This is a genomic window from Sphingomonas sp. P3_C5 (assembly GCF_056402635.1).
In genome coordinates this window covers 414772-438403 of the sequence record NZ_JBFUHA010000001.1, presented here as the reverse complement: position 1 = coordinate 438403, position 23632 = coordinate 414772, and the positions used below count along the sequence as shown (strand labels likewise).

Genomic DNA, 23632 nt, shown 5'->3' with positions numbered 1-23632 from the left:
GCATTACCGCGAATCGGGTAGTGAATTGGCATGCCCGCCGTCATCCCGTGCGACATCGCGATCGTTGGTGCCGGGCTGGCGGGCGGGCTGCTGGCGCTCGCGCTGAAGAAGAAGCGTCCCGATCTCGACATCAAGCTGATCGAGGCGTCGAGCCGGATCGGCGGCAATCATCTCTGGTCCTTCTTCGCGAGCGATGTGGCTGATGCCGACCGCTGGATCATCGCGCCGCTGATCAGCTATGGCTGGACCGGCTATGACGTCGCCTTTCCGGGCCATGCCCGCACGCTGAGCGCGTCCTATTATTCGGTCGAATCCGAACGGCTCGAGGCGGTGGTGCGCGGCGCTCTGCCGGAAGCTGCGTTGATGATGCGCCGGAAAGTGCTGGGCGCAAGCCCCACCGCAGTGGTGCTAGCCGACGGCGACCGGGTCGAGGCCAAGGGCGTGATCGATGCGCGGGGCCCGAGCGATCTCGGGCTGCTCGATCTTGGCTGGCAGAAATTCCTCGGCCGCGAGTTCCATCTCACTGAGCCGCATGAAAATCCGCGGCCGATGGTGATGGATGCGAGCGTCGAGCAGATCGACGGCTATCGTTTCGTCTATTGCCTGCCGCTCGCGGCGACGCGGATGTTCGTTGAGGATACCTATTACAGCGACACGCCCGAGCTCGACCATGCGCCGCTGAGCGGGCGGATCGACACTTATGCGGCTGCGCGCGGCTGGCAGGTCGGCACCGTCGCGCGCGAGGAAAGCGGTGTGCTGCCGGTTGCGATGGGCGGCGATTTCGAGGAATATTGGCGTTCGGGCGGCAACAAGGTCGCCAAGGCCGGGATGCGTGCCGGCCTATTCCACCCGACCACCGGCTATTCGCTGCCCGACGCGGTGCGGACGGCATCGCTGGTCGCAAAGGCCAGCGACCTGTCGGGCGCGGCGCTGCACGATCTGACGCATGGTTTTGCGCGGAGCCTGTGGCGCCGGCGGGGTTTCTACCGCATGCTGGACAAGATGCTGTTCAAGGCAGCCGAGCCTGCGGAGCGCTATCGCATTCTCGAGCGCTTCTATCGGCTCGATCCCGGCCTTATAGGCCGTTTCTATGCAGGACGTTCGACCATGACCGACAAGGCCCGGCTTCTGATGGGCAAGCCTCCAGTCCCGGTCGGCCGTGCGCTCTCTGCGATCAGGCCGCTGGCACGCAGGAGCCCGGTATGAGCCGGAAGGCGATTGTCGTCGGCGCCGGGTTCGGCGGGCTTGCGCTCGGCATCAGGCTGCAATCGGCGGGCGTGGAAACCACCATCATCGAGGCGCGCGACAAGGCCGGGGGGCGCGCTTATGTCTGGGAGAAGGACGGCTTCACCTTCGATGCCGGCCCAACCGTCATCACCGACCCGCCGTGCCTGAAGGAGCTTTGGGCGCTGACCGGGCGCGACATGGCCGATGACGTGACGCTCGAGCCGGTGCTGCCCTTTTACCGGCTCAACTGGATGGACGGCACCAGCTTCGATTATACCAATGACGACAGCGTGCTGATGGCGGAGATCGCCAAGCTCAATCCCGAGGACGTCGCGGGCTATCGCAGGTTCCTCGAATATTCAGCGGGCGTTTTCCACGAGGGCTATGAGAAGCTCGGTCATGTCGCCTTTCTCGACTTCGCGTCGATGATCAAGGCAGCGCCGGCGCTGGCGAAATATCAGGCGTGGCGCTCAGTCTATTCGATCGTGTCGAGCTTCGTGAAGGACGAGCATCTCCGCCAGGCGCTGAGCTTCCATACCTTGCTGGTCGGCGGCAACCCCATGACGACAAGCGCGATCTATGCGCTGATCCACAAGCTGGAGCGCGATGGCGGCGTGTGGTTCGCCAAGGGCGGCACCAGCAAGCTCATCGCCGGACTGGTCACGCATTTCGAACGGCTCGGCGGGGTGCTGCGACTTGGCGATCCGGTGACCAGCATCGAAACGCTGGGCGACAAGGCGACTGGGGTCACGACGGCATCGGGCTGGGAGGGCAAGGCCGATATGGTCGCGTGCAACGGCGACGTCATGCACATCTATCGCGACCTGCTGAAGACGTCGCGCACGGCGCAGCGGACCAAGGCGAAGCTCGAGCGGAAGCGCTATTCGCCGTCGCTGTTCGTCGTCCATTTCGGCATCAAGGGCACCTGGCCGGGCATCCCGCACCACATGATCCTGTTCGGGCCGCGCTATAAAGGGCTGCTGACTGACCTCTACGATACCGGCGTGCTGCCGGAGGATTTCTCGATCTATCTCCACCACCCGACCGTCACCGATCCGTCGATGGCGCCGGAGGGGCATTCGACCTTTTACGCGCTGGTGCCGGTGCCACATCTCGGCAAATTCCCGGTCGATTGGGAAGAGATCGGGCCGATCCTCGAAAAGCGCGTCCTCGATGAGGTCGGCCGGCGGCTGATCCCGGACATCCATGAGCGGATCGTGACCAAATTCCATTACGCGCCGAATGATTTCGAGCGCGACCTGAACGCGCATCTCGGCAGCGCCTTCAGCCTCGAGCCGATTCTGACCCAGAGCGCCTGGTTCCGCGTGCACAACCGCGATGACCATATCCCGAACCTCTATTTTGTCGGCGCGGGCACGCATCCGGGCGCCGGGATTCCGGGCGTGGTCGGGAGCGCGAAGGCGACTGCTGCGCTGATGCTGGAAGGACCGAAGTGAAGCGACTTGCCGTGTATTGTGGATCGGCCACGCCATCGGATCCCGTCTATATCGAGACGGCGCGCGCCGTAGGGCGGACGCTTGCGGAGCACGGGATCGGGGTCGTCTATGGCGGCGGGCGGCTCGGGTTGATGGGCGCCATTGCCGACAGTGCACTCGAGGCGGGCGGTGAAGTGATCGGGATCATCCCCCAGGCATTGGTCGATGCCGAGGTCGCGCATCGCGGGCTGACCGAGCTGCATGTCGTCGACACAATGCACCAGCGCAAACAGGCCTTCACCGATCTCTCGGACGGCTTCGTCAACCTGCCCGGCGGCACCGGCACGATGGATGAGTTATGGGAAGCGCTGAGCTGGGCGCAGATCGGCTATCATGCCAAGCCGGTCGGGCTGCTCAATGTCGCGGGCTATTATGATCATCTGATCGCCTTTTACGCGAAGATGGGCGAGGTCGGTTTCCTCCGGCCCCAGCATCAGGGCATCCTGATCGTCGACGACGCGCTGGACGGACTGCTCGCGAAGATGGCGGGCCATGTGCCGATCGAGACGATCACCAAGATGAGCGCAAAGGACCTGTGAGCCGGGGAGCTGCGGGTTCGGCGCTCCCGAGCCGCGACGCGATTGTCGCGACGGCGCAGGAATCGATCGCGCGGGGATCGCAGAGCTTTGCCGCCGCGAGCCGGCTGTTCGATCGCAGGACCCGCGAACGGGCCTGGCTGCTCTATGCCTGGTGTCGCCGGTGCGACGATATCGCCGACGGTCAGGAGCATGGCCATGGCATGACCATGGTCAAGGATGCGCCGGCGCGGCTGGAGCTGCTTTCAGCGATGACCGAGGTGGCGCTGGCAGGCAGCTGGGTCGGCGATCCGGCCTTTGACGCGCTCCGGATTGTCGCCGCCGAAACGAAGATGCCGCCGCACTTCGCGCACGATCTGATCGCCGGCTTCGCGCTTGATGCCGAGGATTGGCGGCCGCGCACCGAGGATGATCTCTATACCTATTGCTATCATGTCGCCGGCGCGGTCGGCTGCATGATGGCGGTGGTGATGGGCGTTTCGCCCGAGGATGAAGCAACGCTCGATCGTGCCTGCGATCTCGGCATGGCGTTCCAGCTCGCTAATATCGCGCGCGACCTGGCCGAGGATAACAGGGTCGGGCGCTGTTATCTTCCCGCCGACTGGCTGGCCGAGATGGATATCCCGGTGGGCGAGCTTATGAACCCGGCCCATCGGCAAAAGCTGGCGGTGCTTGGGTCTCGGCTGGCGGATCGCGCCGCCGCGTTCGAGGCGAGCGCGCGGTTCGGCACGCCGAAACTGTCATTTCGGTCGGCCTGGGCAGTGCTGGCCGCGGCGGAGATTTATGGCGCGATCGGGCGCGAAGTGGCGACGCGGGGCGAACGGGCCTGGGACAGCCGGGTTTCGACCTCTGCCACAGCCAAGATCGGCATGATCGTGCGGGCTGCGGTCGAGGCGCTGCGGCGGCGCTCGCTCTATCCACCGGCCCCCCGCTCTGCGGCTTTATGGACGCGGGCTCGCCAGGACGAATCTCCATCCTCCCGTTCGGGCTGAGCTTGTCGAAGCCCCCTTGCCGAAGCTCTCGCGCCGACGAGAAAGAAGGCCCTTCGACAAGCTCAGGGCGAACGGAAGGAGTGGATTCAGCTCAAACTGGGTTCGCCTCTCTCAACCGAGCAGCGGCTCGCCCGGATAAGGTTTGCGATGGAGCCGCGCGGCTAGCCAGCCGCCCAGGATCGGCAGGGCCACGGCGCAGACCTGCATCCAGAGCGGGTGGGGCAGATCGAGAATTCCCATCACTGCGATGACGAGGATGAGAGCCGAGACGATCCATCCGGCCCATTTCCAGTCGCTGATCCGAAGCGCGAGCCAGGCGCCGCCGAAAGAGGCGAACAGCCATGGCGCGATCCAGAGCAGCTTCTCGACCATTGTCTTGTCGGCGATAATGCTGGCGAGCGTCGTCTCGTCGGCGATGTCGATATCGAGGGTGGGCGGGTAGAACTGGTCGCTGATCCAGCCGAGCGCTGCGAAGATGGCGAGGGCGGCAACCGCGCCAATGATGATACCCAGGACCTTGCGCATCGTACCCCCGTTACGCCGCTCATCACGCCGTTTCCGACGGGACCTTAGTTGGCGGTACGAAAAGCGCCAGCGGCCTTAGCCGGGCCGGCGATCCTGGCGGTTCTGGACGAGTTGCTGCCCGACCGAACGGCATGCTGCGCTGACGACCGGATAGTCGATGTCGCTGTTGCGGACCAAAGCGGCCGGCATTGCCGCCTGGCATTGCTGGACGGTCGCATAATGCACCGGCTCTACCCGCGCCTCGGCACAGTTCGCAGTGCCATCGCCGCAACCCATGATCGCCATGACGAAATAGAGCGGTTCCATGCTTCGTCTCCAGTCAAGGTATCAATCGACGAGACGCCCTATTCGTTCCGCGAAATGCTTTCAGTTCGCAGGTGTCGCCCCTACATGGGGCGACGATGCCCCCATTGACTGAAACCCCCAGCGTCGAACGCCCATTGCTGCCGACGCTCCGTCGCTTCCTGCCCTATTTGTGGCCGGCCGACGCGCCGCGGCTGCGCGCGCGCATCGTCATTGCGATGACGCTCGTGGTCGCGTCGCAAGTGGTCGGATTTGGCGCGCAATTTGCCCTCAAGGACGCGATCAGCGGCATGGCTAAGGGGGATCGCAGCGCCTCCACGCTCATTATGGCGCTCGTGATTGGCTATGCGACGGCCCGCTTCGGTGGCGTGCTGTTCGATAATGTCCGCAACGTCGTGTTCGAGCGGGTCGGGCAGGAGGCCACGCGGCGCCTGGCGTCGAACGTGTTCCGCCATCTTCACCAGCTCTCGCTGCGCTTCCACCTCGAACGCAGGACCGGCGCGGTCACCAAGGTAGTCGAGCGCGGCACCAAGAGCATCGACACAATGCTCTATTTCCTGCTGTTCAACATCGCGCCGACCGTTCTCCAGCTCGTGGGTGTCCTTTATTTTTTCGAAAAATATTATGGGCCCTGGCTGGTCACCGGGACGATCGTCATGGTCGTGGCCTATATCGTGTTTACGCGCATCATCACGGACTGGCGCTCTGCGCTCCGTTCAAGGATGAACGATCTCGACACCGGCGCTGTCGCGCACGCGGTGGATTCGCTCCTAAACTTCGAGACGGTAAAATACTTCGCCGCTGAGGAGCGTGAGGCGCGGCGTTATGAAAACGGCATTGCGGCTTATGCGAACGCAGCGACGGCCAGCGAGAATTCGCTCGCCTGGCTCAATATCGGGCAATCGCTGATCACCAGCCTGGTAATGGCCGGCGGGCTTGCGCTGGTAGTTTGGGGTTGGAGCCATAGGCGGTTCGACGCTGGCGATATTTCCTTCGTCGCGGGCTTGCTGACCTCGCTGTTCCGCCCGCTCGATCTGCTCGGCATGGTCTATCGCACCATCCGCCAGGGCGTGATCGACATGGGCGCTATGTTCGACCTGATCGATACCCCGTCGGAGATTGTCGATGCGCCGGGTGCGCAGCCGCTCGTCGTCAGCGCCAGCCATATTCGTTTCGAGGATGTGCGCTTTGGCTATGATCCCGGCCAGCCGATCCTCAAGGGGATCGATCTCGATATCCCGGCCGGCCACACGCTGGCGGTGGTCGGGCCGTCGGGTGCGGGAAAGTCAACGCTTGCGCGGCTGATGTACCGCTTTTACGACCTGACCGGCGGACGCATCACGATCGATGGGCAGGATATCGCTCAGGTGACCCAGGATTCGCTCCGCGCCGCGATCGGCATCGTGCCGCAGGATACGGTGCTGTTCAACGATACGATCGGCTACAACATCGCCTATGGCCGCGAGGGCGCCGGGTCCGAGGAGATCGTGCGCGCGGCCCAAGGGGCGGCGATTGCCGAGTTCATCGAGCGCCAGCCGCTCGGCTATGAGACCCGGGTCGGCGAGCGGGGGCTGAAGCTCTCCGGCGGCGAGAAGCAGCGGGTTGCGATCGCGCGGACCCTGCTCAAGAATCCGCCGATCCTGATCCTCGATGAAGCGACCAGCGCGCTCGACAGCCGCACCGAGGCCGAAATCCAGGACACGCTCGAGGATATCGAGCGCGGTCGCACCACGATCGTGATCGCGCATCGGCTGTCGACGGTCGTCCATGCCGATGAGATCGTCGTGCTCGAGGCGGGCCGGGTGGTCGAGCGCGGCAGCCATGCGATGTTGCTGCGGCAGAACGGCCTCTATGCCGAGATGTGGAACCGGCAGGCGCAGGAGCGCGAAGAGGAAAGCGACGCGGTGGCGGCGGAATAGCGCGTCGCGTCGGCCGGCTCAGGGCAACAGGATCTTCTTTGCCCGCGCCAGGTGGATTTTCGCGTCGTCCAGCCCGGTCGTGCCGCCATTGACGAGCTTTCGGACCCTGACGAGATCGTCGGCATCTGCGGCGGCGTTGATCCTACGCGACGCMCAGAACAGGCAGGCGAGCTTGACTGACAAGGCCGGATCGGCGGCGAGTTCGGGCATGGACTCAAGCGGGACGTTCGCCTCCTCGCCGCGCGCTTCGTAATTGGCGCGGCCGGTCAGCTGGATCAGCCCGCGCCCGCGGTAATCCCAGCCATCGCCGGTCGAGGCCGGGCCATTGCCGAGCCGGTCGCTATAGACTTTCAGCGCGACGGCGCGTGGGTTCATCACGAAGCCGATGGTCGATTTTTCGGTTGGAAAAAATTTCGGGAAGATCGCCATCAACCCTTCTGCCGAATAGGCCAGATTCTCCTCGAGCGTCTTGTAGCCTCCGGTCTCCGTGGCTGTCTGGGCGAGGAAATGCGCGAGCCGCAGCTCGGTATTGATGGCTGCGCCGGCAAGATTGGCGACGCATCCGGTGGCGATCGCAAGGCCTTTCGCGCCGAGATCGACCCGGGCCATATAGCTGAACAAGGCAGCATAGGTGCCACGGCCAAGGCCGCCATCGATCGTCTGGTGATAAAAGCCGGCATCCGCCAGGCGTCGCTGCAATCGCTTGACGTCCATGCCTGTCCCCTGTCCCGCCTTATCGTCCCCGATTGACGCGCCAAGTCAACGGGGTCGAAGCAGATCCAGAGTCTGCTGATCGCGGGAGCCGGCGAAGAATCCGGTGAGCACGCGCCCAAACACTTCACCGCCGCCGGCCGTCTCGAACAGGGTCATTGAGGATCGCAGTTTGATCGAATCGATCCCGCCGAAAATCTTCTCCGCGGTGCGGCTGTCGGCGTGCGTCAGCACCGCCGCCACGCATTCCCGAAGCCGAGCTCCGAGCAAAGGGTGCGCGAGATAGGCCCGCGCCTCGTCAAGATCGCGGACCGCGTAGAGCTGCGCCGTGTGGCTGCGGCCAAGGCCGGCGATCTGCGGGAAGATGAACCACATCCAGTGGCTGCGCTTCGTGCCGGCGCGAAGCTCGGCCAGTGCGCGGGCATAGACGTCGCGTTGTGCGGACAGGAAGCGGGAGAGATCGGGATTGGTTTCCGTCATAACTGGCATTTACGCGCCATATCGACTCGGCTACCGGCGTGGAACATAAAAGGAACATAGCCGAGTCGAGTCGATGCCTTTCCACAATTTTGATCGCCTGCTCTTCGCGTTGCGCCCACCTGCCGGCATAGCCGAATATATGGCTGAGGAGCAGGCGCGTTTGGGCCGAGGCAGGCTAGTTCGAAAAGACTATCTCCACATCACACTTGGCATGGCCGACTTCCCAGTCCTGTCACCTCGTGCCCTGGCGATAATGCGCGAGATCGGGGCGTCGATAGCAGCCAGCCAATTTCGCGTTGCACTTGGCCGGATGGTCGGCACCCGAAAATCGGTCGCGTTGCGGCCTGAGGAACGGATCGAACCCCTCTACTGTCTCAGACGACACCTCGTCACCGGCATAACACGATCCGGGTTGCTCGCCGAGAGGCGCGGACCATTCAGCCCGCACGTCACGCTACTGTATCGAAACGGTGAGCCGTTCGACCGGGAAATCGACATCATCAGCTGGATGATCGAGGAGTTCCTGTTGATCCACAGCCGTGTCGGCAGAACGGAACACATCGTGCTAGATCGATGGCCACTTCAAGGCATTTCAAGTCAGAGCCGGGAGCGCCCAGTCGATCGGCTTCTGGCCATGCTCCCGCAGGAACGCATTGGCTTTGGAGAAGGGCTTGCTGCCGAAGAAGCCGGCATGCGCCGATAGCGGCGAAGGGTGCGGTGCCTTGAGCACGAGGTGGCGGCCGCCTTTATCGACGCTGTCGACGAACGCGGCTTTTTTCTGCGCATAGCTGCCCCAGAGGATGAACACGACGGGCTCGGGCCTGGCGTTGACGAGGCGGATCACCGCGTCCGTGAACCGCTCCCAGCCGCGATCACGATGCGAAGCGGCCATGCCCGTCTGCACCGTGAGCACGGCGTTCAGCAGCAGCACGCCCTGCTGTGCCCAATGTTCGAGAAAACCGTGCTTCGCTGGCGGGATGCCGAGGTCGCTCGCCATTTCCTTGTAGATGTTGACGAGGCTTGGCGGCGGCCGGACTTCGGGGCGCACGGAAAAGCAGAGGCCATGCGCCTGGCCCTCGCCATGATAGGGGTCCTGCCCGAGGATCACGACGCGGACATTTTCGAGCGGCGTCAGGTCGAGCGCGCGGAACCATTCATGCCCCTTGGGGAAGATCCGTTTCCCGGCTGTCTTTTCGGCGACGAGATAGGCCCGGAGCGCCGCCATATAGGGGCTGTCGAATTCCGGCCGCAGCGGCTCCAGCCAGCTCGGATGCAATTTGACGCTGTCGCTCATGGGCCGCCTTTCGCGCCCGGCATGTCCGAACCGAGCGCCGGCTGTCAATCGCGCCGTGACGGGCAATCCATAGCGAGCGGGCAGGCGGTGCAATCGGGTGCCTCGAACCGGCAGACGGTCTGGCCGAGACGCTTCATCGCGATATGGAAATGCAGGAAATCGTCCGCGTCCCAATCGGGTATCGCGGCTGTCGCCTTCTCGCTCGCGACCTGCGCCTCGGCACCCGGCGCGACGAAACCGAGCCGTTCCAGCACCCGGTGCACATGGCTGTCGACGATGAGCACCGGCATCGCCAGCGTGCTCGCGTTGAGCGCCGAGGCAGCGACCTTGCGCCCGACGCCGGGCAGCCGCTCCAGCCATGCCAAGGCCGCCTCAAGCGGCAATGCGCTGAGGAAATCCAGATTGAAATCGGGCCGTTCGCTCTGGATCCGGCGCAATGTCGCCGCGAGCCACCTTGCCTTGATCTCCGGAAAGGTGACATCAGCGATCGCCCGCTCGATCGACGCCGGCGGCACACCGGCGATCGCCGCTGCTGAGCCGAAGCGGTCGCGAAGCCGGCGATACGCCGCGAGCGACACCGGATCGCGCGTACGCCCGCTGATCAGCGATTTGACGAGCTGCCCGACCGGCCTTCGGCGCGGCAACGGGATGCGATCGGTGACCGGTATCAGTCGGTCACGCCACTGCGCGATATCGGACGCAACGAAATCGAAGCTTTGCTGCATGGTCTGACGACCATAGAACAAAATAGCAACAAGATAAAGCGTACGGGTGCAGAAATCCGCGAAAAATCGTGCTGATCCAAAGCAATAACCGTGAAGCGCGCACTTCGTTGCGGCTGGCGCTCCAGCCTCCGGCGTTCAGCGTTTGCGGACGAATTCCGCGCGCAGCACCAGGCCCTTGATGCCGTCGTAGCGGCAATCGATCTCCTGCGCATCGCCGGTGAGGCGAATCGACTTGATCAGCGTACCGCGCTTGAGCGTCTGGCCGGCGCCCTTGACGGTCAGGTCCTTGATCAGCGTCACCTGATCGCCATCGGCGAGCAGATTGCCGACTGAATCGCGCACCTCGATCGTCTCGGCGCCAGTGGCGGCGGCGCGAGCGTCGGCCGCGCTGACCCATTCGCCGCTTGCTTCGTCATAGACGAAGTCCTCGTCGTCAGTCATCGCGGTCTAGTTTTTCAGCGTGGTCATATCGACCGCCTTGCCCTTGCTCGACGGGTTCGAAGCATTCTGCTTCGGCGCTTTTTCAGCCTTGGGCTTGCGGACTTCCTTGTTCGATTTCTTCTGGCTCTTGGCCATGGCGGCGATCCTCAGGGCGTTGTGCCCGATCGCACGCTACACTGTTCCCCCGCGCCGCGCCCGCTTAAATCGCGGGCGCCAGGCCGGGGCGGGTGGGTCAGCCGATAGCGCCAATCATGGCGTACTGGCCGAGGATCAAAAACGCGGTCGTCGCGAAGGAAGCGACGCCGATGGCAATGGTGCGGGTCATGGTGAGTCTCTCGGATGTCCTGGAGTGTGACCCGGTCAGGCGACCGGGCCAACGGAAACCGCTGCGCTGAACATCACGACGGTGAAAGCGAATGCGGCGATGACCGAGAAAGCGAGGCGCTGGGCATTTTCGAAACGGAGTGACATGGTATTAATCCCTGAACTTGGCGATCCGGACCATCCGGGCCGCCGATGCCAAGGTGATTGCAGGGAGCGTGCCAATCCAGCAACGCATTGATATTGCTGCATTGTGGATTTGGCGGATCAAAAATATGCTGAAGAAATGCGGAAGAGGTTGGGAATTTTCACCAATCTTTGGCGCAATCTCTCACACAATTTTAACCAGGTTTCGCCTCAGCGCGTAAAGGCTATCCCGAGCCGCGCATGGGTGGCGCTGCGCTTATAGTCGCTCAGCGCCTCGCCATAGCCGGTAAAGGCCTGGCCGAAGATATAGACATGCGGCAGCCCATCCCAGATGCCGCTGAGCGGATAGGATAGGAATGCCTCGGCCGCGCCCTTGCCGGTGCCGGGATTGCCGCGGCCGGTGATCGCGAGCTTGAAACTGTCGGCGCGCCCGATCGAAGCGGTGAGCGAGGTATAGCCCCAATAGCGGGCGATATCGTCGGCAATGCCGTGCTCGCCGAAATAGAACCAGGCCTGGGGCGTGAGGTCGAGATTCCAGTCGTCGCCCAGGGCGACCCGCTTTGAGGCGCGGATAAAGGCGCGATTGATATCGACTGAATTCGTAACCCCGCCGCCATTGCTGTCGTGGCGATAGCCGAAGCCGAGCAGAGTCGTGCGGTCGAGCGGCACATCGACGAACAATTCCGGGCTGTAATTGGTGGTGCGGAATGGTCCTGACGGTTTCTCGAGTGCCCAGAACATCGTCTGGGTATAAGCGAAATTGAGGTTCGGGCCGTCCGCCCTGCCGAGTGCTCGGAAGGCGAAGCTCAGCTGAAGCTTGCCGCCGGCATCGTCAGCGCCGAACGCGCCATAAATCGGCTCATGGGGGCGCAGGCGATCGAGAAAGCCGCTCGACGATCCTGAGGAATCGGCCGTGATGGTTTCGGTCTTGGCGGCGACCGCCGGTGAGGCTGCCGCGGTTTCGACGAGCTGGCGGTACCGGACCTTGGCGAAGGCACCGGGTTGTACCGTCACCGGATCGGCCGCAACGGCCGTCAGGGTCAGCTGAGTCCCGTCAGCTGCCCGAATCTCTACGGGTGCTGGCGCCTGCGTCGCGGGCTGGGTGCCGTCATTGACCAGATAGACGTCAACGCCCTGTTTCGCTGCCTCGGCGGAAGCAGGGGGCTCGACGAGCGGGCGGAGCTGGGCGGCGGCTGGAGCGGCAAAGGCAAGCATGGCCGCGCCCACGGAGAGAGTGAAGATGCGCATCGGCGCGGTGATGGCAGGCCAATGTTTCGGAGACGAGTCGAAATTAGCGGGCGGATCGGGCTGGCAGTATCCGGACGGGACGGTTAGGCGGGCGTCATGCGTGTTACCGATGCCGAGATCGCCTTCGCCGAAACCCTTGCCGGCCTCGCCGGTGCGGCGATCCGCCCTTATTTCCGCCGCCCGCACGGGCTCGAGGCCAAGGCTGATGCCTCGCCGGTCACGCTCGCCGATCGCGCGGCGGAACAGGCGATGCGCGCCGCGATCGAAGCGCGCTTCCCCGACGATGCGATCATCGGCGAGGAATATGGCGTGCGCGAGGGGACCAGCGGTCGTGCCTGGGTGCTCGACCCGATCGATGGGACGCGGGCGTTCATCTCGGGCCGGCCGATCTTCGGCACGTTGATTGCGCTGGTCGCCGATGGGTGGCCGGTGCTCGGGATCATCGACCAGCCGGTGCTCGGCGAGCGATGGCTTGGCGTGATCGGGCGGCCGACCTTGTTCAACGGCGCGCCCACCTCGACCCGGCGCTGCCCCGATCTTGCCCAGGCATTACTAGCGACGACGTCGCCGGCTCTGTTCGGCGATGATCAGCTCCATGCCTTCGAGCATCTCGATGCCGCGGTGATGAGCACGGTGCTGGGCGGCGATTGCTATAATTATGCCTGCCTCGCCTCGGGCTATCTCGACATCGTCGTCGAGGACGGCCTCAAGCTCCATGATTTCGCAGCGCTGGTGCCGGTCGTCGAGGGCGCGGGCGGGCGGATGTGCGACTGGGCGGGCGATCCGCTCACCGCCGACAGCGTCGGCGAAGTGGTCGCCGCGGGCGATCCGGCGCGGATCGAGGATATCCTCGAGGCGCTCGCCTGCCGGGGACACTAAGCAGAATTGGGGATCAAAGCTTGATCCCAAGGAACCGCTTGCGCTGGTCCTTGCGCTCTCCAGGAGATTTCTTGCCGCTTTCCGCCTTGGCGGTGGTGCCGTGGCCGACATCGTCGCGGGGCTCGCCCTTGGTGGTGCGCTGCGCCCGCGCCGTCGCGCCCGCCAGGACCGGGCCGCATTGCGAGCTCTTTGCATCCCCGATATCGATAAAGGCGAGGATGCCGGCGAGCGGACTAGCAAGCACTGACAGGCCGAGCCCGGCGCCTGCCCGGCCGATCAGGTCGGGGCTGATCACATCGATGCCCGGCTTGGCGAAATAGCCGGTCACGCCGACTGGGGACTGCGCCGAAAACAGGCTGAAGGTCTTGGCATCGGCGCGCACCGCGAAATCGAGTGATTCGTTCTTGAAGCTGAAGCCGCCGCGCCCGACGACGACATTCTTCTTCGTGTCGATCAGGATCGGATCAGCCGCGCCGATGCCGTTGCGCACGGTGAAGGCGATCAGCCCGCAATTGATCTGCACCGGTTCTTTCAGCTTATGCTCGAACATCTTCTGGACGAAGGTGCCGATGTCGAGTTCGGACAGCTGGACGTTGCGGGTCCAGAAACTGCCGGCGGGCATGATGATCGCGATCCGACCATTGGCGGTCGACAGCGATTCATGGACTGTGTTGCCATCGCCGGTAAGCTGGATCCGGGCCTTGAGGGTGCCGCTCGTGCCTGCCTCGTCAACGCCGTAACCGGCGAGCAGCACGCCCATCGGCGTTGGCGACAGGCGGATGTCGTAATCGGTGTGGACGACCGGACGCCGCGCGTTGATCTTTATGTCCGACGAGACATGCCCGCGCGCCATGTCGAAGGTTAGCGGCGAGAGCGTCAAAAGGCTGTTGTCGAGGCCAAGCGTCAGATCGATGTTCGAAACAGGCAGCTTCTTCGCCCGGACCGTGCGCACCGTGTAATGAAGATCGGCATCGAAATTCCTGAGTGCATCGACCCGGAGCGGCGCATCCGGCAGCAGGCGCGGCGTGCCGTTGACCTGTTTGACGATCGCGCCCTTCCCCTGGGCGGCGACCGCATCGGGATTATAGCCGATGAAGGGCGCGATATCGACGATGTCGAGCGTTCGGGTGGCGAGCACCGCGTCGATCTTCAATCGAGGCTCGAGAAGTCGGACGGTCAGCTTGCCGGCAATGTCGCTGTCACCGAAATGGCCGCGCAGGTGCGTGAAGCGATATTCGTCCCCTGTCTTGGTCAGCGCCGAATTGAGCCGATACGCGCGCGTTTCGGGCACGGCGACGCCGATGATGCTGAACAGATCAGCGATGTTCCTGCCGCGCGCAGTCACTTTCAGGTCTGCGCCGTCGATCCGGGTCGGCGCGTCGAGCGTGCCGGCTACGTCGATTGCGGTGCGCGCCGCGTTGATGTGCAGCGTGAGCTGGTTCTTGCCGCCGACAACGGTTGCATTCGGCGTCAGCATCTCGCCGTTCACGGTGAAGGGCGTGTCGCGCTCGGTCCCCTTCCCGGTGAACTGGATCGAGCTGGCGAAGTGGGTGTCGGTCGCCTTGATCGTCTTGAACGAGAGATCGACCGAGAGCCGCAGTTTCGGATCGATATAGCGCAGCGTCGTGCCGGCCACCGTCGCCTGGCGGATCAGCGGCATTTCGAAGGGCTTCCCCTTCTTCTCGCTGAAGGTCCAGGTATTGGTCTTGCCGTCCTTGCTCCATTCGAGATCGACCGCCCCGTTCAGCATGTCGAGCCACTTCACCCGCCGATCGCCGAAGATCAGCGGGAAGGTCGAGATGCGGGTGTCGATCCGCTTCGCCTCGAACAAATTGGGCTTCGATGCCCAGGCAGGGTTGGAGATCGTCATCCCTTCAGCGACGAAGTGGATGTTGATCGGATCGAAATAGAGCTGGAAGTCGCCCGGCACCTTCACCTGGCGGTGAGTCATCGCGGCGACGGTCCGTTCGAACGGGTGCTTCAGGAAGCGACCCTTGGTGATGTAGAGGATCAGCCAAGCGAGGACGATCGCGCCGAGGATGCCGAGCACCACGTTGCGGGCGATTCGCCATGGTCGGGAGAGCCGGCGCGGCGTGACTGCGGGCTCGGGCGCTTCGGCGCCGGGCGGTTGAGTCGATTCGGCCGCGGCCGGCGTTTCGGGTGGGAGATCGTCGGCGGTATCGGGCGGCGTCATGGGGGCGCGCGGTGAATCCATCGCGTTTCAACCCTCAGCGCGCGAGGCAGGTTCCGAATCCCGCTATTGCATGAGGTTGCATTTGCGCGCCGGCACGGCTATGCGCCCGCCTTTCCGCGAGTAAGAGGAACTGCCCGGCCGGTATGGGCTGCCGTGGCCGTTCATAGATCGTCGCGAATATGAGGAGACGAAAATGCCCAAACTCAAGACGAAGAGCGGCGTGAAGAAGCGCTTCACGCTCACTGCTTCCGGTAAGCTCAAGCACGGCGTCGCCGGCAAGCGCCACCGGCTGATCAGCCACAACGGCAAATATATCCGCCAGAACCGCGGCACCTCGGTCCTGTCCAAGGCAGACACCGCAACCGTGAAGGCCTGGGCGCCTTACGGTCTCAGCTGAGCGGAAGGAATTAGAGAATGGCACGCGTAAAACGGGGTGTAACCACCCGCGCCAAGCATAATCGGATCCTCGATCAGGCGAAGGGCTATTATGGCCGTCGCAAGAACACGATCCGCATCGCCCGCCAGGCCGTCGAAAAGGCCGGGCAATACGCCTATCGCGACCGCAAGGTTAAGAAGCGCTCGTTCCGGGCGCTCTGGATCCAGCGCATCAACGCGGCTGTCCGCGTCGAGGGCCTCACCTACGGCGTCTTCATGCACGGCCTGAAGCTGGCCGGTGTCGAGCTGGACCGGAAGGTCCTGGCCGATATCGCCATGCACGAAGGCGCTGCGTTTAGCGCCATCATCGCGCAGGCGAAGGCGGCTCTGCCCCAGGCCGCCTGAGCGACCTGTAGCGACCGAAATCTGGGGCGCGGGTGGAATGCCACCCGCGCCCCTTTTCGTTGGACTCGACCTGATGATCACGCTCCACGCCATGACTGACCGCGACTATGCCTGGCTCCTGGGCGAGCAATCGCGCGCCGGCGGCCTTGCTCAGTGCGAGGGCGGCATCGCGCCGGCCGAGGTGACGTCGATGCTGCGCGGCGTTACCGCTAAGGTCGCCACGGCCACCGACAAGCCGGTCGCCTGGCTGATCGCCGAGGATGGCGTCGTGGTCGGGATGACCAGCTTCACAAAACGCGAAGAGGATGGCCGCTACGAGATCGGCTATGGCGTCGCTCCCGCCCATGAGGGACGCGGCGTGATGACCTGTGCGATCGCGGCTTTGTTGCCAATCCTCGCCGCCGATGGACATGCCGGCTTGACCGCCGCGACGAGCGTGGACAATCCGGGCTCGCAGCGCGTGCTCGAAAAGAACGGCTTTGTCCGGACCGGCACGCGCGACGATCCGGAGGACGGCGCGCTCATTACCTGGGCGATCGACCTTACCAAGAAGAGGGCTGCATGACCGATCTCGACCAGTTGCGCGACCATCTGCTCGCCGCCATCGCCGCGTCGGGCGGGCTCGAGGCGCTCGACACGGTACGTGTGGGCGCGCTCGGCAAGCAGGGCACCATCACCGGCCTGCTCAAGACGCTTGGCGGTATGTCGCCCGAACAGCGTTTGACCGAAGGCCCGCGTATCCAGGGGCTGCGGGAAGCAGTGACGTCGGCGATCGCCGACAAGAAGGCGGCGCTCGACCGTGCCGATCTCGATGCGCGCCTTGCCCGCGAGACGCTCGACATGACGCTCCCTGCTGATGGCGTCCAGATGGGCAGCATCCACCCGGTCAGCCAGGTGATGGACGAACTCGCGGAGATTTTCGCCGATCTCGGCTTCGCGGTCGCAACCGGCCCGGAGATCGAGGACGACTGGCATAATTTCACCGCGCTCAACATTCCGGAAAGCCATCCGGCGCGGGCGATGCACGATACCTTCTATTTCCCGGAAAGACCCGAGGACGAGCGCAAGATGTTGCTCCGTACCCATACCTCGCCGGTGCAGATCAGGACGATGCTCAACCAGAAGCCGCCGATCCGCATCATCGCGCCGGGGCGCACCTATCGCTCGGACAGCGACGCGACGCACACGCCGATGTTCCATCAGGTCGAGGGGCTGGTGATCGACAAGGGTATCACGCTCGGCCATCTCAAATGGACGCTCGAGACCTTCCTCAAGGCGTTCTTCGAGCGCGACGATGTCGTGCTGCGCCTCCGCCCGAGCTATTTCCCCTTCACCGAGCCCTCGGCTGAGGTCGATGTCGGCTACACCATGGAGAAGGGCAAGCGCGTGATCGGCGGATCGGACGGCTGGATGGAGGTGCTCGGCTCGGGCATGGTCCACCCGAAGGTGATCGCCGCTTGTGGGCTCGATCCCGACGAGTGGCAGGGCTTCGCGTTCGGCTGCGGGATCGACCGGCTGGCGATGCTCAAATATGGCATGGACGATCTCAGGCCCTTCTTCGACGGCGATATCCGCTGGCTGAAGCATTATGGCTTCTCGGCGCTCGATGTGCCCACGCTCAGCGGGGGAGTCGGGGCATGAAGTTCACCCTGAGCTGGCTCAAGGAGCATCTCGAGACCGAGGCGAGCCTCGATGCGATCGTCGAGGCGCTGACGCGGATCGGCCTCGAGGTCGAGGGTGTCGAGAATCCGGGCGAGAAGCTTGCTGCCTTCAAGGTGGCGAAGGTGCTGAGCGCTGCGCCGCATCCCCAGGCGGACAAGCTCCAGGTCCTGTCGGTCGATGCCGGCGACGGCCCGCTTCAGGTCGTGTGCGGCGCGCCCAACGCTCGCGCCGGGCTGGTCGGCGTGTTCGGTTTGCCGGGCGCCGTCGTGCCTTCCAACGGCATGGTGCTGAAGGTTGCGGCGATCCGCGGCGTCGAATCGAACGGTATGATGTGCTCGACCCGCGAGCTCGAGCTCGGCGACGATCATGACGGCATCATTGAGCTTCCCGCAGATGCGCCGATCGGCACGGCCTATCCCGATTATGCGGGTCTGAACGATCCGGTAATCGATGTCGCGATCACGCCCAACCGGCAGGATTGCATGGGCGTGCGCGGTATCGCACGCGATCTCGCGGCGGCCGGGCTGGGGACGCTCAGGCCGCTCGCGGAGGCGTATCGCATGACGGTGCTGGCGCCGGTCGAGGGAGGCGATCCCGCGCCGGATGTGCGCACTGAGGATCCGGCGGGCTGCCCCGCTTTCTTCGCTCAGGCTGTGTCGGGTGTAACCAATGGTGCGTCACCGGCATGGATGAGCCGGAAGCTGACTGCGATCGGGCAGAAGCCGATCTCGGTTCTGGTCGACATCACCAACTTCGTCTCGGTCGATCTCGGCCGGCCGCTCCATGTCTATGACCGGGCGACGCTGAAGGGCGGGCTCGTCGCGCGGCGGGCGAAGGATGGCGAGCAGGTTCTGGCCCTGAACGGCAAGACCTACAGCCTTGATGCGACCATGACGGTGATCGCCGATGATGCGGCGGTGCACGATATCGGCGGCATCATGGGCGGCGAGCATTCGGGCGTGTCGGAGACGACGACCGATGTGCTGATCGAATGCGCCTATTTCGATCCCGATCATATCGCCCGCACCGGGCAGAAGCTCGGCCTGACCAGCGACGCACGGACGCGGTTCGAGCGCGGGGTTGATCCGGCGTTTCTCGACGACGGGCTCGCGATCGCGACTCATCTCGTGCTCGAACATTGCGGCGGCACACCCAGTGCGATCACGCGGGCGGGCACTCCGCCGGTGATGGCGCGGAGCATTGCCTATGATCCGGCCCGCGCCGAAACACTGGGCGGCCTCGCCATCGCGCCCGATCGGCAGAAGACGATCCTGGAGCGCCTCGGCTTCGCCGTCGATAGCGGCTGGAACGTGACGGTGCCGAGCTGGCGTCGTGACGTCGATGGTTCTGCCGATCTGGTCGAGGAAGTGATCCGCATCGAGGGCATCGACAAGGTGCCCACCGTTCCGCTCGCGCGCGCGCCTGGGGTGGCGAAGCCGACCGCGACACCCGAGCAGAAGCTCGAACGCCGCGTCCGTCGCAGTGCAGCCGCACGCGGACTCAATGAGGCGGTGACCTGGAGCTTCCTGTCCGAGGCCGAGGCAGCGCCGTTCGGCGGCGGGGCGTGGAGCCTCGCCAACCCGATCAGCGAGGATCTCAAGGTCATGCGGCCTTCGCTGCTGCCGGGATTGCTGGCGGCTGCTGCGCGCAACCTCAAGCGTGGTGTGCAGAGTGTGCGGCTGTTCGAGATCGGCCGGCGTTATCTCGCTGATGCTGAACGCCCGACGCTCGGCGTGGTGCTGGCCGGCGAAGGCCGCGCCCGGGGCTGGCAGCAGGGCAAGGCTGCGCCCTTCGATGCGTTCGATGCCAAGGCCGAGGCGCTCGCGCTGCTCGCCGCTGCGGGCGCGCCGGTCGAGAATCTGCAGGTGATGGGGGAAGCTGGCGAGGCCTGGCATCCCGGCCAGTCCGGCACGCTCCGGCTCGGGCCGAAGACAGTGCTGGCGACGTTCGGCATGGTTCATCCGCTTACGGCACGCGCTTATGATCTCGACGGGTCGGTCGCGGCGGTGGAGCTGTATCTGGATGCGATGCCGGGCAAGCGCTCGACTGGCTTCATGCGCCCGGCCCATGCGCCACCAGCGCTGCAGGCGGTGCGTCGCGACTTCGCCTTCCTCGTTCCTGCCGAGCTTGCAGCTGATGCGCTTGTCCGGGCTGTGAAGGGTGCGGACAAGGCGGCGATCACAGCTGTGCGGCTGTTCGATGTTTTCACCGGCGCCGGCGTCGATGAGGGGCAGAAGAGCCTCGCGCTTGAAGTCACGCTCCAGCCAGGCGAAAAGAGCTTCACTGACGAGGAGCTGAAGGCAGTGGCTGACAAGGTGGTCGCGGCGGCAGCGAAGCTTGGGGCGGTGCTGCGGGGGTGATGATCGACCGCTTCCTGGAAGGTCTGCACGAGAAGATGCAGGACCCGGACGATGTCGAGTATATGACCGTCATCGTGCCGGGGGACCTTGACCCGTTCGATCGCCATTATCGCTTCAGCATCCATCTCGATGCCGAATTGCGGCTGACCGGGCTGGGGTGCAGCGTCGGCGGCGGGACCCTTTTCAGCGAGGAAGACGAGGATGGCGAAAGCGAGATCCTCTACTGCGTGTGCGATGTCGACGCGACCGATGTCGATGGTGCACGGGCGCTGCTGCGGCTTCATCTGCCCGAACTGGGATGCCCTGACGGCACCTTGATCCAATATGCCGAGGACCTCGAGGATCGGTACGATGGCGAGACCTGGCTATTGGCACAGCCACGGACGATCTCGGAAGATTGAATGGCTGACCTGATCGACATCGCTTCGGCCGGCCTTTCGGCGGCGATCAATCCGCTGGGCGCCGAGCTGACTCATCTCCGCGACCCGCAAGGGCGTGAGCTGATGACCGATGCCGATCCGCGCTGGTGGACCGGGCATGCGCCGATCCTGTTTCCGATGGTCGGCCGGGCGAACGGCGATTTCATCCGCATTGACGGTGCCGAGTATGCGATGCGCCAGCATGGTTTCGCGCGGCACAAGCTGTTCGAGCTGGTGTCGCACGAGGCGGCGCGGGCTGTGTTTCGGCTGGCCGACAATGAGGAGACGCAGGCGGTCTATCCCTTCGCTTTCGCGCTCTATGTCAGCTTCACGATCGAGGGCGCGACCTTGTCGATCGACATACGGATCGAGAATCACGGCGATGCCGCGATGCCGGCGAGTTTCGGCTTCCACCCGGCCTTTGCCTGGCCGCTGCCTTATGGCGCGCCGCGCGAGGCGCACCGCATCGTCTTCAATGCTGACGAGCCCGAGCGGCTGAAGGAGATCAGCGGCGGCCTGATCGCGGCCGAGACGCGCGCTTCGCCGCTCGATGGCCGCGTGCTTGCGCTGCGCGACGATCTGTTCGTCGACGATGCCCTGGTGTGGGACAAGATCCATTCTTCAGCCGTCACCTATGGGGCGACCGAAGGGCCGCAGCTTGAGATCGCTTTGCCCGACACGCCCAAGCTCGGCATCTGGACCAGGCCGGGCGCACACTATGTCTGTGTCGAACCTTGGCATGGCATTGCCGATCCGGTCGGCTTCACCGGCGAGTTCCGCGACAAGCCGGGCGTGTTCGAGATCGCCCCGGGCTGCGACTGGACCTGCTCGATGAGCGTCACCTTGAAATCCTGACCTTTCAGCGCCGCGTGACACAGCGCGCCTGATGCAACATAGCGGCCCCGGCCTCCGCCGGGGCGACGAGTGAGACCTGATGACCACCCCTTCCGACCGCCGTACCTTCGCGATCATCTCCCACCCCGATGCGGGCAAGACGACGCTTACCGAGAAGCTCCTCTATTTCGGCGGCGCGATCCATCTTGCCGGCGAGGTGAAGGCGCGGGGCCAGAACCGGCGTGCCCGCTCTGACTGGATGAAGATCGAGCAGCAGCGCGGCATCTCAGTCACGTCATCGGTGATGACCTTCGAGAAGGACGGGTTGACCTTCAACCTGCTCGACACCCCGGGGCATGAGGACTTTTCCGAAGACACGTATCGCACCCTGACGGCAGTCGATTCGGCGGTGATGGTGATCGACGCCGCGCGCGGCATCGAGGCGCAGACGCGCAAATTGTTCGAGGTCTGCCGGCTGCGCTCGGTGCCGATCATTACCTTCGTCAACAAGGTCGATCGCGAGGGGCGCAGCGCCTTCGAACTGCTCGACGAGGTTGCCGATATCCTGCAGCTCGACGTCTGCCCGATGAGCTGGCCAGTCGGCATGGGCAGCGATTTCGAGGGTGTGTACGACCTTTACGCCAACACGCTGAGCCAGCCCGAAGGCCCGTCGCGCGAGTTCATGGGCAAATCCCAGGCGTTCACCGGGCTCGATGATCCGGCTCTGGACAAGGTTCTGTCCGAGGACGGCCTGCGCCTTTTGCGCGACGAAGCCGAGCTCGCGCAGGGCGGCTATTCGACATTCGACGCCGCCGCTTATCGCCACGGCGACCTGACCCCGGTCTATTTCGGCTCGGCGCTCAAGGATTTCGGCGTGGCAGAGCTGATCGCTGCGCTCGGCACCCATGCGCCGGGACCTCGCCCGCAGCCGGCCGAGCCAGAGCCGATTGCGCCCGACCATGGCGAAGTCACTGGCTTCGTGTTCAAGGTCCAGGCTAATATGGACCCGAATCACCGTGACCGGATCGCGTTCATGCGGCTGTGCTCCGGCACTTTCAAACGCGGCATGAAGCTGACGCCGACCGGCCACGGCAAGCCGATCGCGATCCATTCGCCGATCCTGTTCTTCGCGCAGAACCGCGAGCTCGCCGATGAGGCATTTCCGGGCGACATCATCGGCATCCCCAATCACGGCACGCTCCGGGTCGGCGATACGCTGAGTGAAAAGGCGACGATCCGCTTCACCGGCCTGCCCAATTTCGCGCCCGAGATCCTGCGCCGCGTCGCGCTCAAGGACCCGACCAAGACCAAGCAGTTGCGCAAGGCGCTCGACGATATGGCCGAGGAGGGCGTGACCCAGGTCTTCTATCCCGAGATCGGCTCGAACTGGATCATCGGTGTGGTCGGCCAGCTCCAGCTCGAGGTGCTGCTGTCGCGGCTCGAGGCCGAATACAAGGTGGATGCCGGGCTGGAGATGGCGCCGTTCGATACCGCGCGCTGGGTGTCGGCGGCTGACCCGGCCGACCTCAAGGCTTTCATGGACCTCAACCGGACATCGATGGCCAAGGACCGCGACGGCAACCCGGTTTATCTGGCGAAGACAGCCTGGGATGTCGGCTATGTTGCCGATCGTTATCCCAAGGTGAAATTCGCGGCGACTCGCGAGCGGTAGAGTTATTCGCGATCAGGTTTAGCCGTCATGCCGGACTTGTTCCGGCATCCACTGCGCCGCACCCATAGACAGTTTTGACTCGCGGCGCGGTGGACCCCGGAACACGTCCGGGGTGACGATTCAGTTTGGTCGCACGTCACGGCCGAATTCAGAGCGGTTTTCCCTGTTCCGTGCAATTAACAGGGAAAGAACAGGGAAGATTTTATTTTTTGGCCCGATTTTGCCCCTTTTGTTGGACTTTTTCGGAAAATTTAGCGCGCTCATTCAATAGCTTGAGTGACGCTCTCCCTGTTATTCAATAACAGGGAGGCGTGTTGGAGATAACAGGGAGAGATGTTGGAATTAACAGGGAGAGCCGCGCCCGTAACAGGGAAGGAACAGGGACAGGCGGAACACCGAGGTTTCGACCGTCATGGGAAAGAGCGAAGCGAGGATTTTTATACCCCGCCTGGTTCGCACAATGCGAC

25 protein-coding genes are annotated in these 23632 nt (G+C 64.1%); 15 read left to right on the top strand and 10 right to left on the bottom strand.

Features of this window, described 5'->3' with window-relative positions:
• Nucleotides 1–30 precede the first annotated feature (30 nt).
• Genes crtY through AC1DVS_RS01990 form a run of 4 tightly spaced genes read left to right on the top strand, consistent with a single transcriptional unit; the run spans nucleotide 31 to nucleotide 4251 of the window.
• Nucleotides 31–1206, top strand: coding sequence for a lycopene beta-cyclase CrtY (gene crtY / locus AC1DVS_RS02005; protein ID WP_478019805.1), 1176 nt, complete (start codon nucleotides 31–33; stop codon nucleotides 1204–1206).
• On the top strand, nucleotides 1203–2684 hold the full coding sequence (locus tag AC1DVS_RS02000; protein WP_478019803.1) for a phytoene desaturase: 1482 nt from the start codon (nucleotides 1203–1205) through the stop codon (nucleotides 2682–2684). Before crtY ends, AC1DVS_RS02000 begins: the two co-directional genes overlap by 4 nt.
• Nucleotides 2681–3262, top strand: a complete 582-nt coding sequence (locus tag AC1DVS_RS01995; protein WP_478019801.1) for an LOG family protein — start codon at nucleotides 2681–2683, stop codon at nucleotides 3260–3262. The genes AC1DVS_RS02000 and AC1DVS_RS01995 overlap by 4 nt, the downstream gene beginning before the upstream one ends.
• Nucleotides 3259–4251 carry a phytoene/squalene synthase family protein gene (locus AC1DVS_RS01990; RefSeq protein ID WP_478019799.1) on the top strand — a complete coding sequence of 331 codons (993 nt, stop codon included), beginning with the start codon at nucleotides 3259–3261 and terminating at the stop codon, nucleotides 4249–4251. Before AC1DVS_RS01995 ends, AC1DVS_RS01990 begins: the two co-directional genes overlap by 4 nt.
• A 111-nt stretch (nucleotides 4252–4362) precedes the next feature.
• Here AC1DVS_RS01990 and AC1DVS_RS01985 read toward each other — a convergent pair whose 3' ends face one another.
• Both AC1DVS_RS01985 and AC1DVS_RS01980 read right to left on the bottom strand, forming a co-directional pair.
• Nucleotides 4363–4776, bottom strand: coding sequence for a hypothetical protein (locus AC1DVS_RS01985; protein ID WP_478019797.1), 414 nt, complete (start codon nucleotides 4774–4776; stop codon nucleotides 4363–4365).
• Nucleotides 4777–4851: 75 nt separating this feature from the next.
• Nucleotides 4852–5082: a hypothetical protein gene (locus tag AC1DVS_RS01980; protein WP_478019795.1), complete on the bottom strand. Its 231-nt coding sequence runs from the start codon at nucleotides 5080–5082 to the stop codon at nucleotides 4852–4854.
• A 95-nt stretch (nucleotides 5083–5177) separates the two neighbouring features.
• Between AC1DVS_RS01980 and AC1DVS_RS01975 the strand changes: the two genes are divergently transcribed.
• The gene (locus tag AC1DVS_RS01975; RefSeq protein ID WP_478019793.1) at nucleotides 5178–6998 is read left to right on the top strand and encodes an ABCB family ABC transporter ATP-binding protein/permease; all 1821 of its coding nucleotides are present in this window, start codon (nucleotides 5178–5180) and stop codon (nucleotides 6996–6998) included.
• 18 nt (nucleotides 6999–7016) lie between these two features.
• Here AC1DVS_RS01975 and AC1DVS_RS01970 read toward each other — a convergent pair whose 3' ends face one another.
• Both AC1DVS_RS01970 and AC1DVS_RS01965 read right to left on the bottom strand, forming a co-directional pair.
• Complete coding sequence (locus tag AC1DVS_RS01970) at nucleotides 7017–7712, bottom strand: glycoside hydrolase family 19 protein (protein WP_478019791.1); 696 nt, start codon at nucleotides 7710–7712, stop codon at nucleotides 7017–7019.
• A gap of 45 nt (nucleotides 7713–7757) precedes the next feature.
• On the bottom strand, nucleotides 7758–8198 hold the full coding sequence (locus tag AC1DVS_RS01965) for a DUF1810 domain-containing protein (protein WP_478019790.1): 441 nt from the start codon (nucleotides 8196–8198) through the stop codon (nucleotides 7758–7760).
• 64 nt (nucleotides 8199–8262) lie between these two features.
• Here AC1DVS_RS01965 and AC1DVS_RS01960 point away from each other — a divergent pair, with 64 nt between their 5' ends.
• Entirely contained in the window at nucleotides 8263–8892 is a 630-nt protein-coding gene (locus tag AC1DVS_RS01960; RefSeq protein ID WP_478019788.1) for a 2'-5' RNA ligase family protein, read from the top strand.
• Here AC1DVS_RS01960 and ung read toward each other — a convergent pair.
• From ung to AC1DVS_RS01935, 5 genes are all read right to left on the bottom strand, one after another.
• Nucleotides 8782–9483 carry a uracil-DNA glycosylase gene (ung, locus tag AC1DVS_RS01955; RefSeq protein WP_478019786.1) on the bottom strand — a complete coding sequence of 234 codons (702 nt, stop codon included), beginning with the start codon at nucleotides 9481–9483 and terminating at the stop codon, nucleotides 8782–8784. The genes AC1DVS_RS01960 and ung overlap by 111 nt on opposite strands.
• Nucleotides 9484–9527: 44 nt before the next feature.
• Nucleotides 9528–10208 carry an endonuclease III domain-containing protein gene (locus AC1DVS_RS01950; RefSeq protein WP_478019784.1) on the bottom strand — a complete coding sequence of 227 codons (681 nt, stop codon included), beginning with the start codon at nucleotides 10206–10208 and terminating at the stop codon, nucleotides 9528–9530.
• 135 nt (nucleotides 10209–10343) lie between these two features.
• Complete coding sequence (locus AC1DVS_RS01945; RefSeq protein ID WP_478019782.1) at nucleotides 10344–10649, bottom strand: alkylphosphonate utilization protein; 306 nt, start codon at nucleotides 10647–10649, stop codon at nucleotides 10344–10346.
• 6 nt (nucleotides 10650–10655) lie between these two features.
• The gene (locus tag AC1DVS_RS01940; protein WP_478019780.1) at nucleotides 10656–10784 is read right to left on the bottom strand and encodes a hypothetical protein; all 129 of its coding nucleotides are present in this window, start codon (nucleotides 10782–10784) and stop codon (nucleotides 10656–10658) included.
• Nucleotides 10785–11327: 543 nt separating this feature from the next.
• A complete protein-coding gene (locus tag AC1DVS_RS01935; protein ID WP_478019779.1) occupies nucleotides 11328–12365 on the bottom strand; it encodes a phospholipase A in 1038 nt (345 codons plus the stop codon).
• 96 nt (nucleotides 12366–12461) lie between these two features.
• On the opposite strand from AC1DVS_RS01935, the gene hisN reads away from it, so the two are divergent.
• Nucleotides 12462–13244 (top strand): histidinol-phosphatase, encoded by a 783-nt coding sequence (hisN, locus tag AC1DVS_RS01930; protein WP_478019778.1) that lies wholly within the window; start codon nucleotides 12462–12464, stop codon nucleotides 13242–13244.
• Between the two features lie 13 nt (nucleotides 13245–13257).
• Here hisN and AC1DVS_RS01925 read toward each other — a convergent pair whose 3' ends face one another.
• Nucleotides 13258–15438 (bottom strand): AsmA family protein, encoded by a 2181-nt coding sequence (locus tag AC1DVS_RS01925; RefSeq protein ID WP_478019776.1) that lies wholly within the window; start codon nucleotides 15436–15438, stop codon nucleotides 13258–13260.
• A gap of 193 nt (nucleotides 15439–15631) precedes the next feature.
• On the opposite strand from AC1DVS_RS01925, the gene rpmI reads away from it, so the two are divergent.
• The 8 genes from rpmI to AC1DVS_RS01885 all read left to right on the top strand — a co-directional run bounded on the left by rpmI (nucleotide 15632) and on the right by AC1DVS_RS01885 (nucleotide 23165).
• Nucleotides 15632–15835 carry a 50S ribosomal protein L35 gene (rpmI, locus tag AC1DVS_RS01920; RefSeq protein WP_478019774.1) on the top strand — a complete coding sequence of 68 codons (204 nt, stop codon included), beginning with the start codon at nucleotides 15632–15634 and terminating at the stop codon, nucleotides 15833–15835.
• Between the two features lie 17 nt (nucleotides 15836–15852).
• The gene (gene rplT, locus AC1DVS_RS01915) at nucleotides 15853–16218 is read left to right on the top strand and encodes a 50S ribosomal protein L20 (RefSeq protein WP_478019773.1); all 366 of its coding nucleotides are present in this window, start codon (nucleotides 15853–15855) and stop codon (nucleotides 16216–16218) included.
• Between the two features lie 73 nt (nucleotides 16219–16291).
• Complete coding sequence (locus tag AC1DVS_RS01910) at nucleotides 16292–16783, top strand: GNAT family N-acetyltransferase (RefSeq protein ID WP_478019771.1); 492 nt, start codon at nucleotides 16292–16294, stop codon at nucleotides 16781–16783.
• On the top strand, nucleotides 16780–17859 hold the full coding sequence (pheS, locus tag AC1DVS_RS01905; protein ID WP_478019770.1) for a phenylalanine--tRNA ligase subunit alpha: 1080 nt from the start codon (nucleotides 16780–16782) through the stop codon (nucleotides 17857–17859). Before AC1DVS_RS01910 ends, pheS begins: the two co-directional genes overlap by 4 nt.
• On the top strand, nucleotides 17856–20240 hold the full coding sequence (gene pheT / locus AC1DVS_RS01900; protein WP_478019768.1) for a phenylalanine--tRNA ligase subunit beta: 2385 nt from the start codon (nucleotides 17856–17858) through the stop codon (nucleotides 20238–20240). Before pheS ends, pheT begins: the two co-directional genes overlap by 4 nt.
• Nucleotides 20240–20641: a hypothetical protein gene (locus AC1DVS_RS01895; protein ID WP_478019767.1), complete on the top strand. Its 402-nt coding sequence runs from the start codon at nucleotides 20240–20242 to the stop codon at nucleotides 20639–20641. The genes pheT and AC1DVS_RS01895 overlap by 1 nt, the downstream gene beginning before the upstream one ends.
• Nucleotides 20642–21514 carry an aldose 1-epimerase family protein gene (locus tag AC1DVS_RS01890; RefSeq protein ID WP_478019765.1) on the top strand — a complete coding sequence of 291 codons (873 nt, stop codon included), beginning with the start codon at nucleotides 20642–20644 and terminating at the stop codon, nucleotides 21512–21514.
• Between the two features lie 79 nt (nucleotides 21515–21593).
• On the top strand, nucleotides 21594–23165 hold the full coding sequence (locus AC1DVS_RS01885) for a peptide chain release factor 3 (protein WP_478019763.1): 1572 nt from the start codon (nucleotides 21594–21596) through the stop codon (nucleotides 23163–23165).
• Nucleotides 23166–23632: the final 467 nt, after the last annotated feature.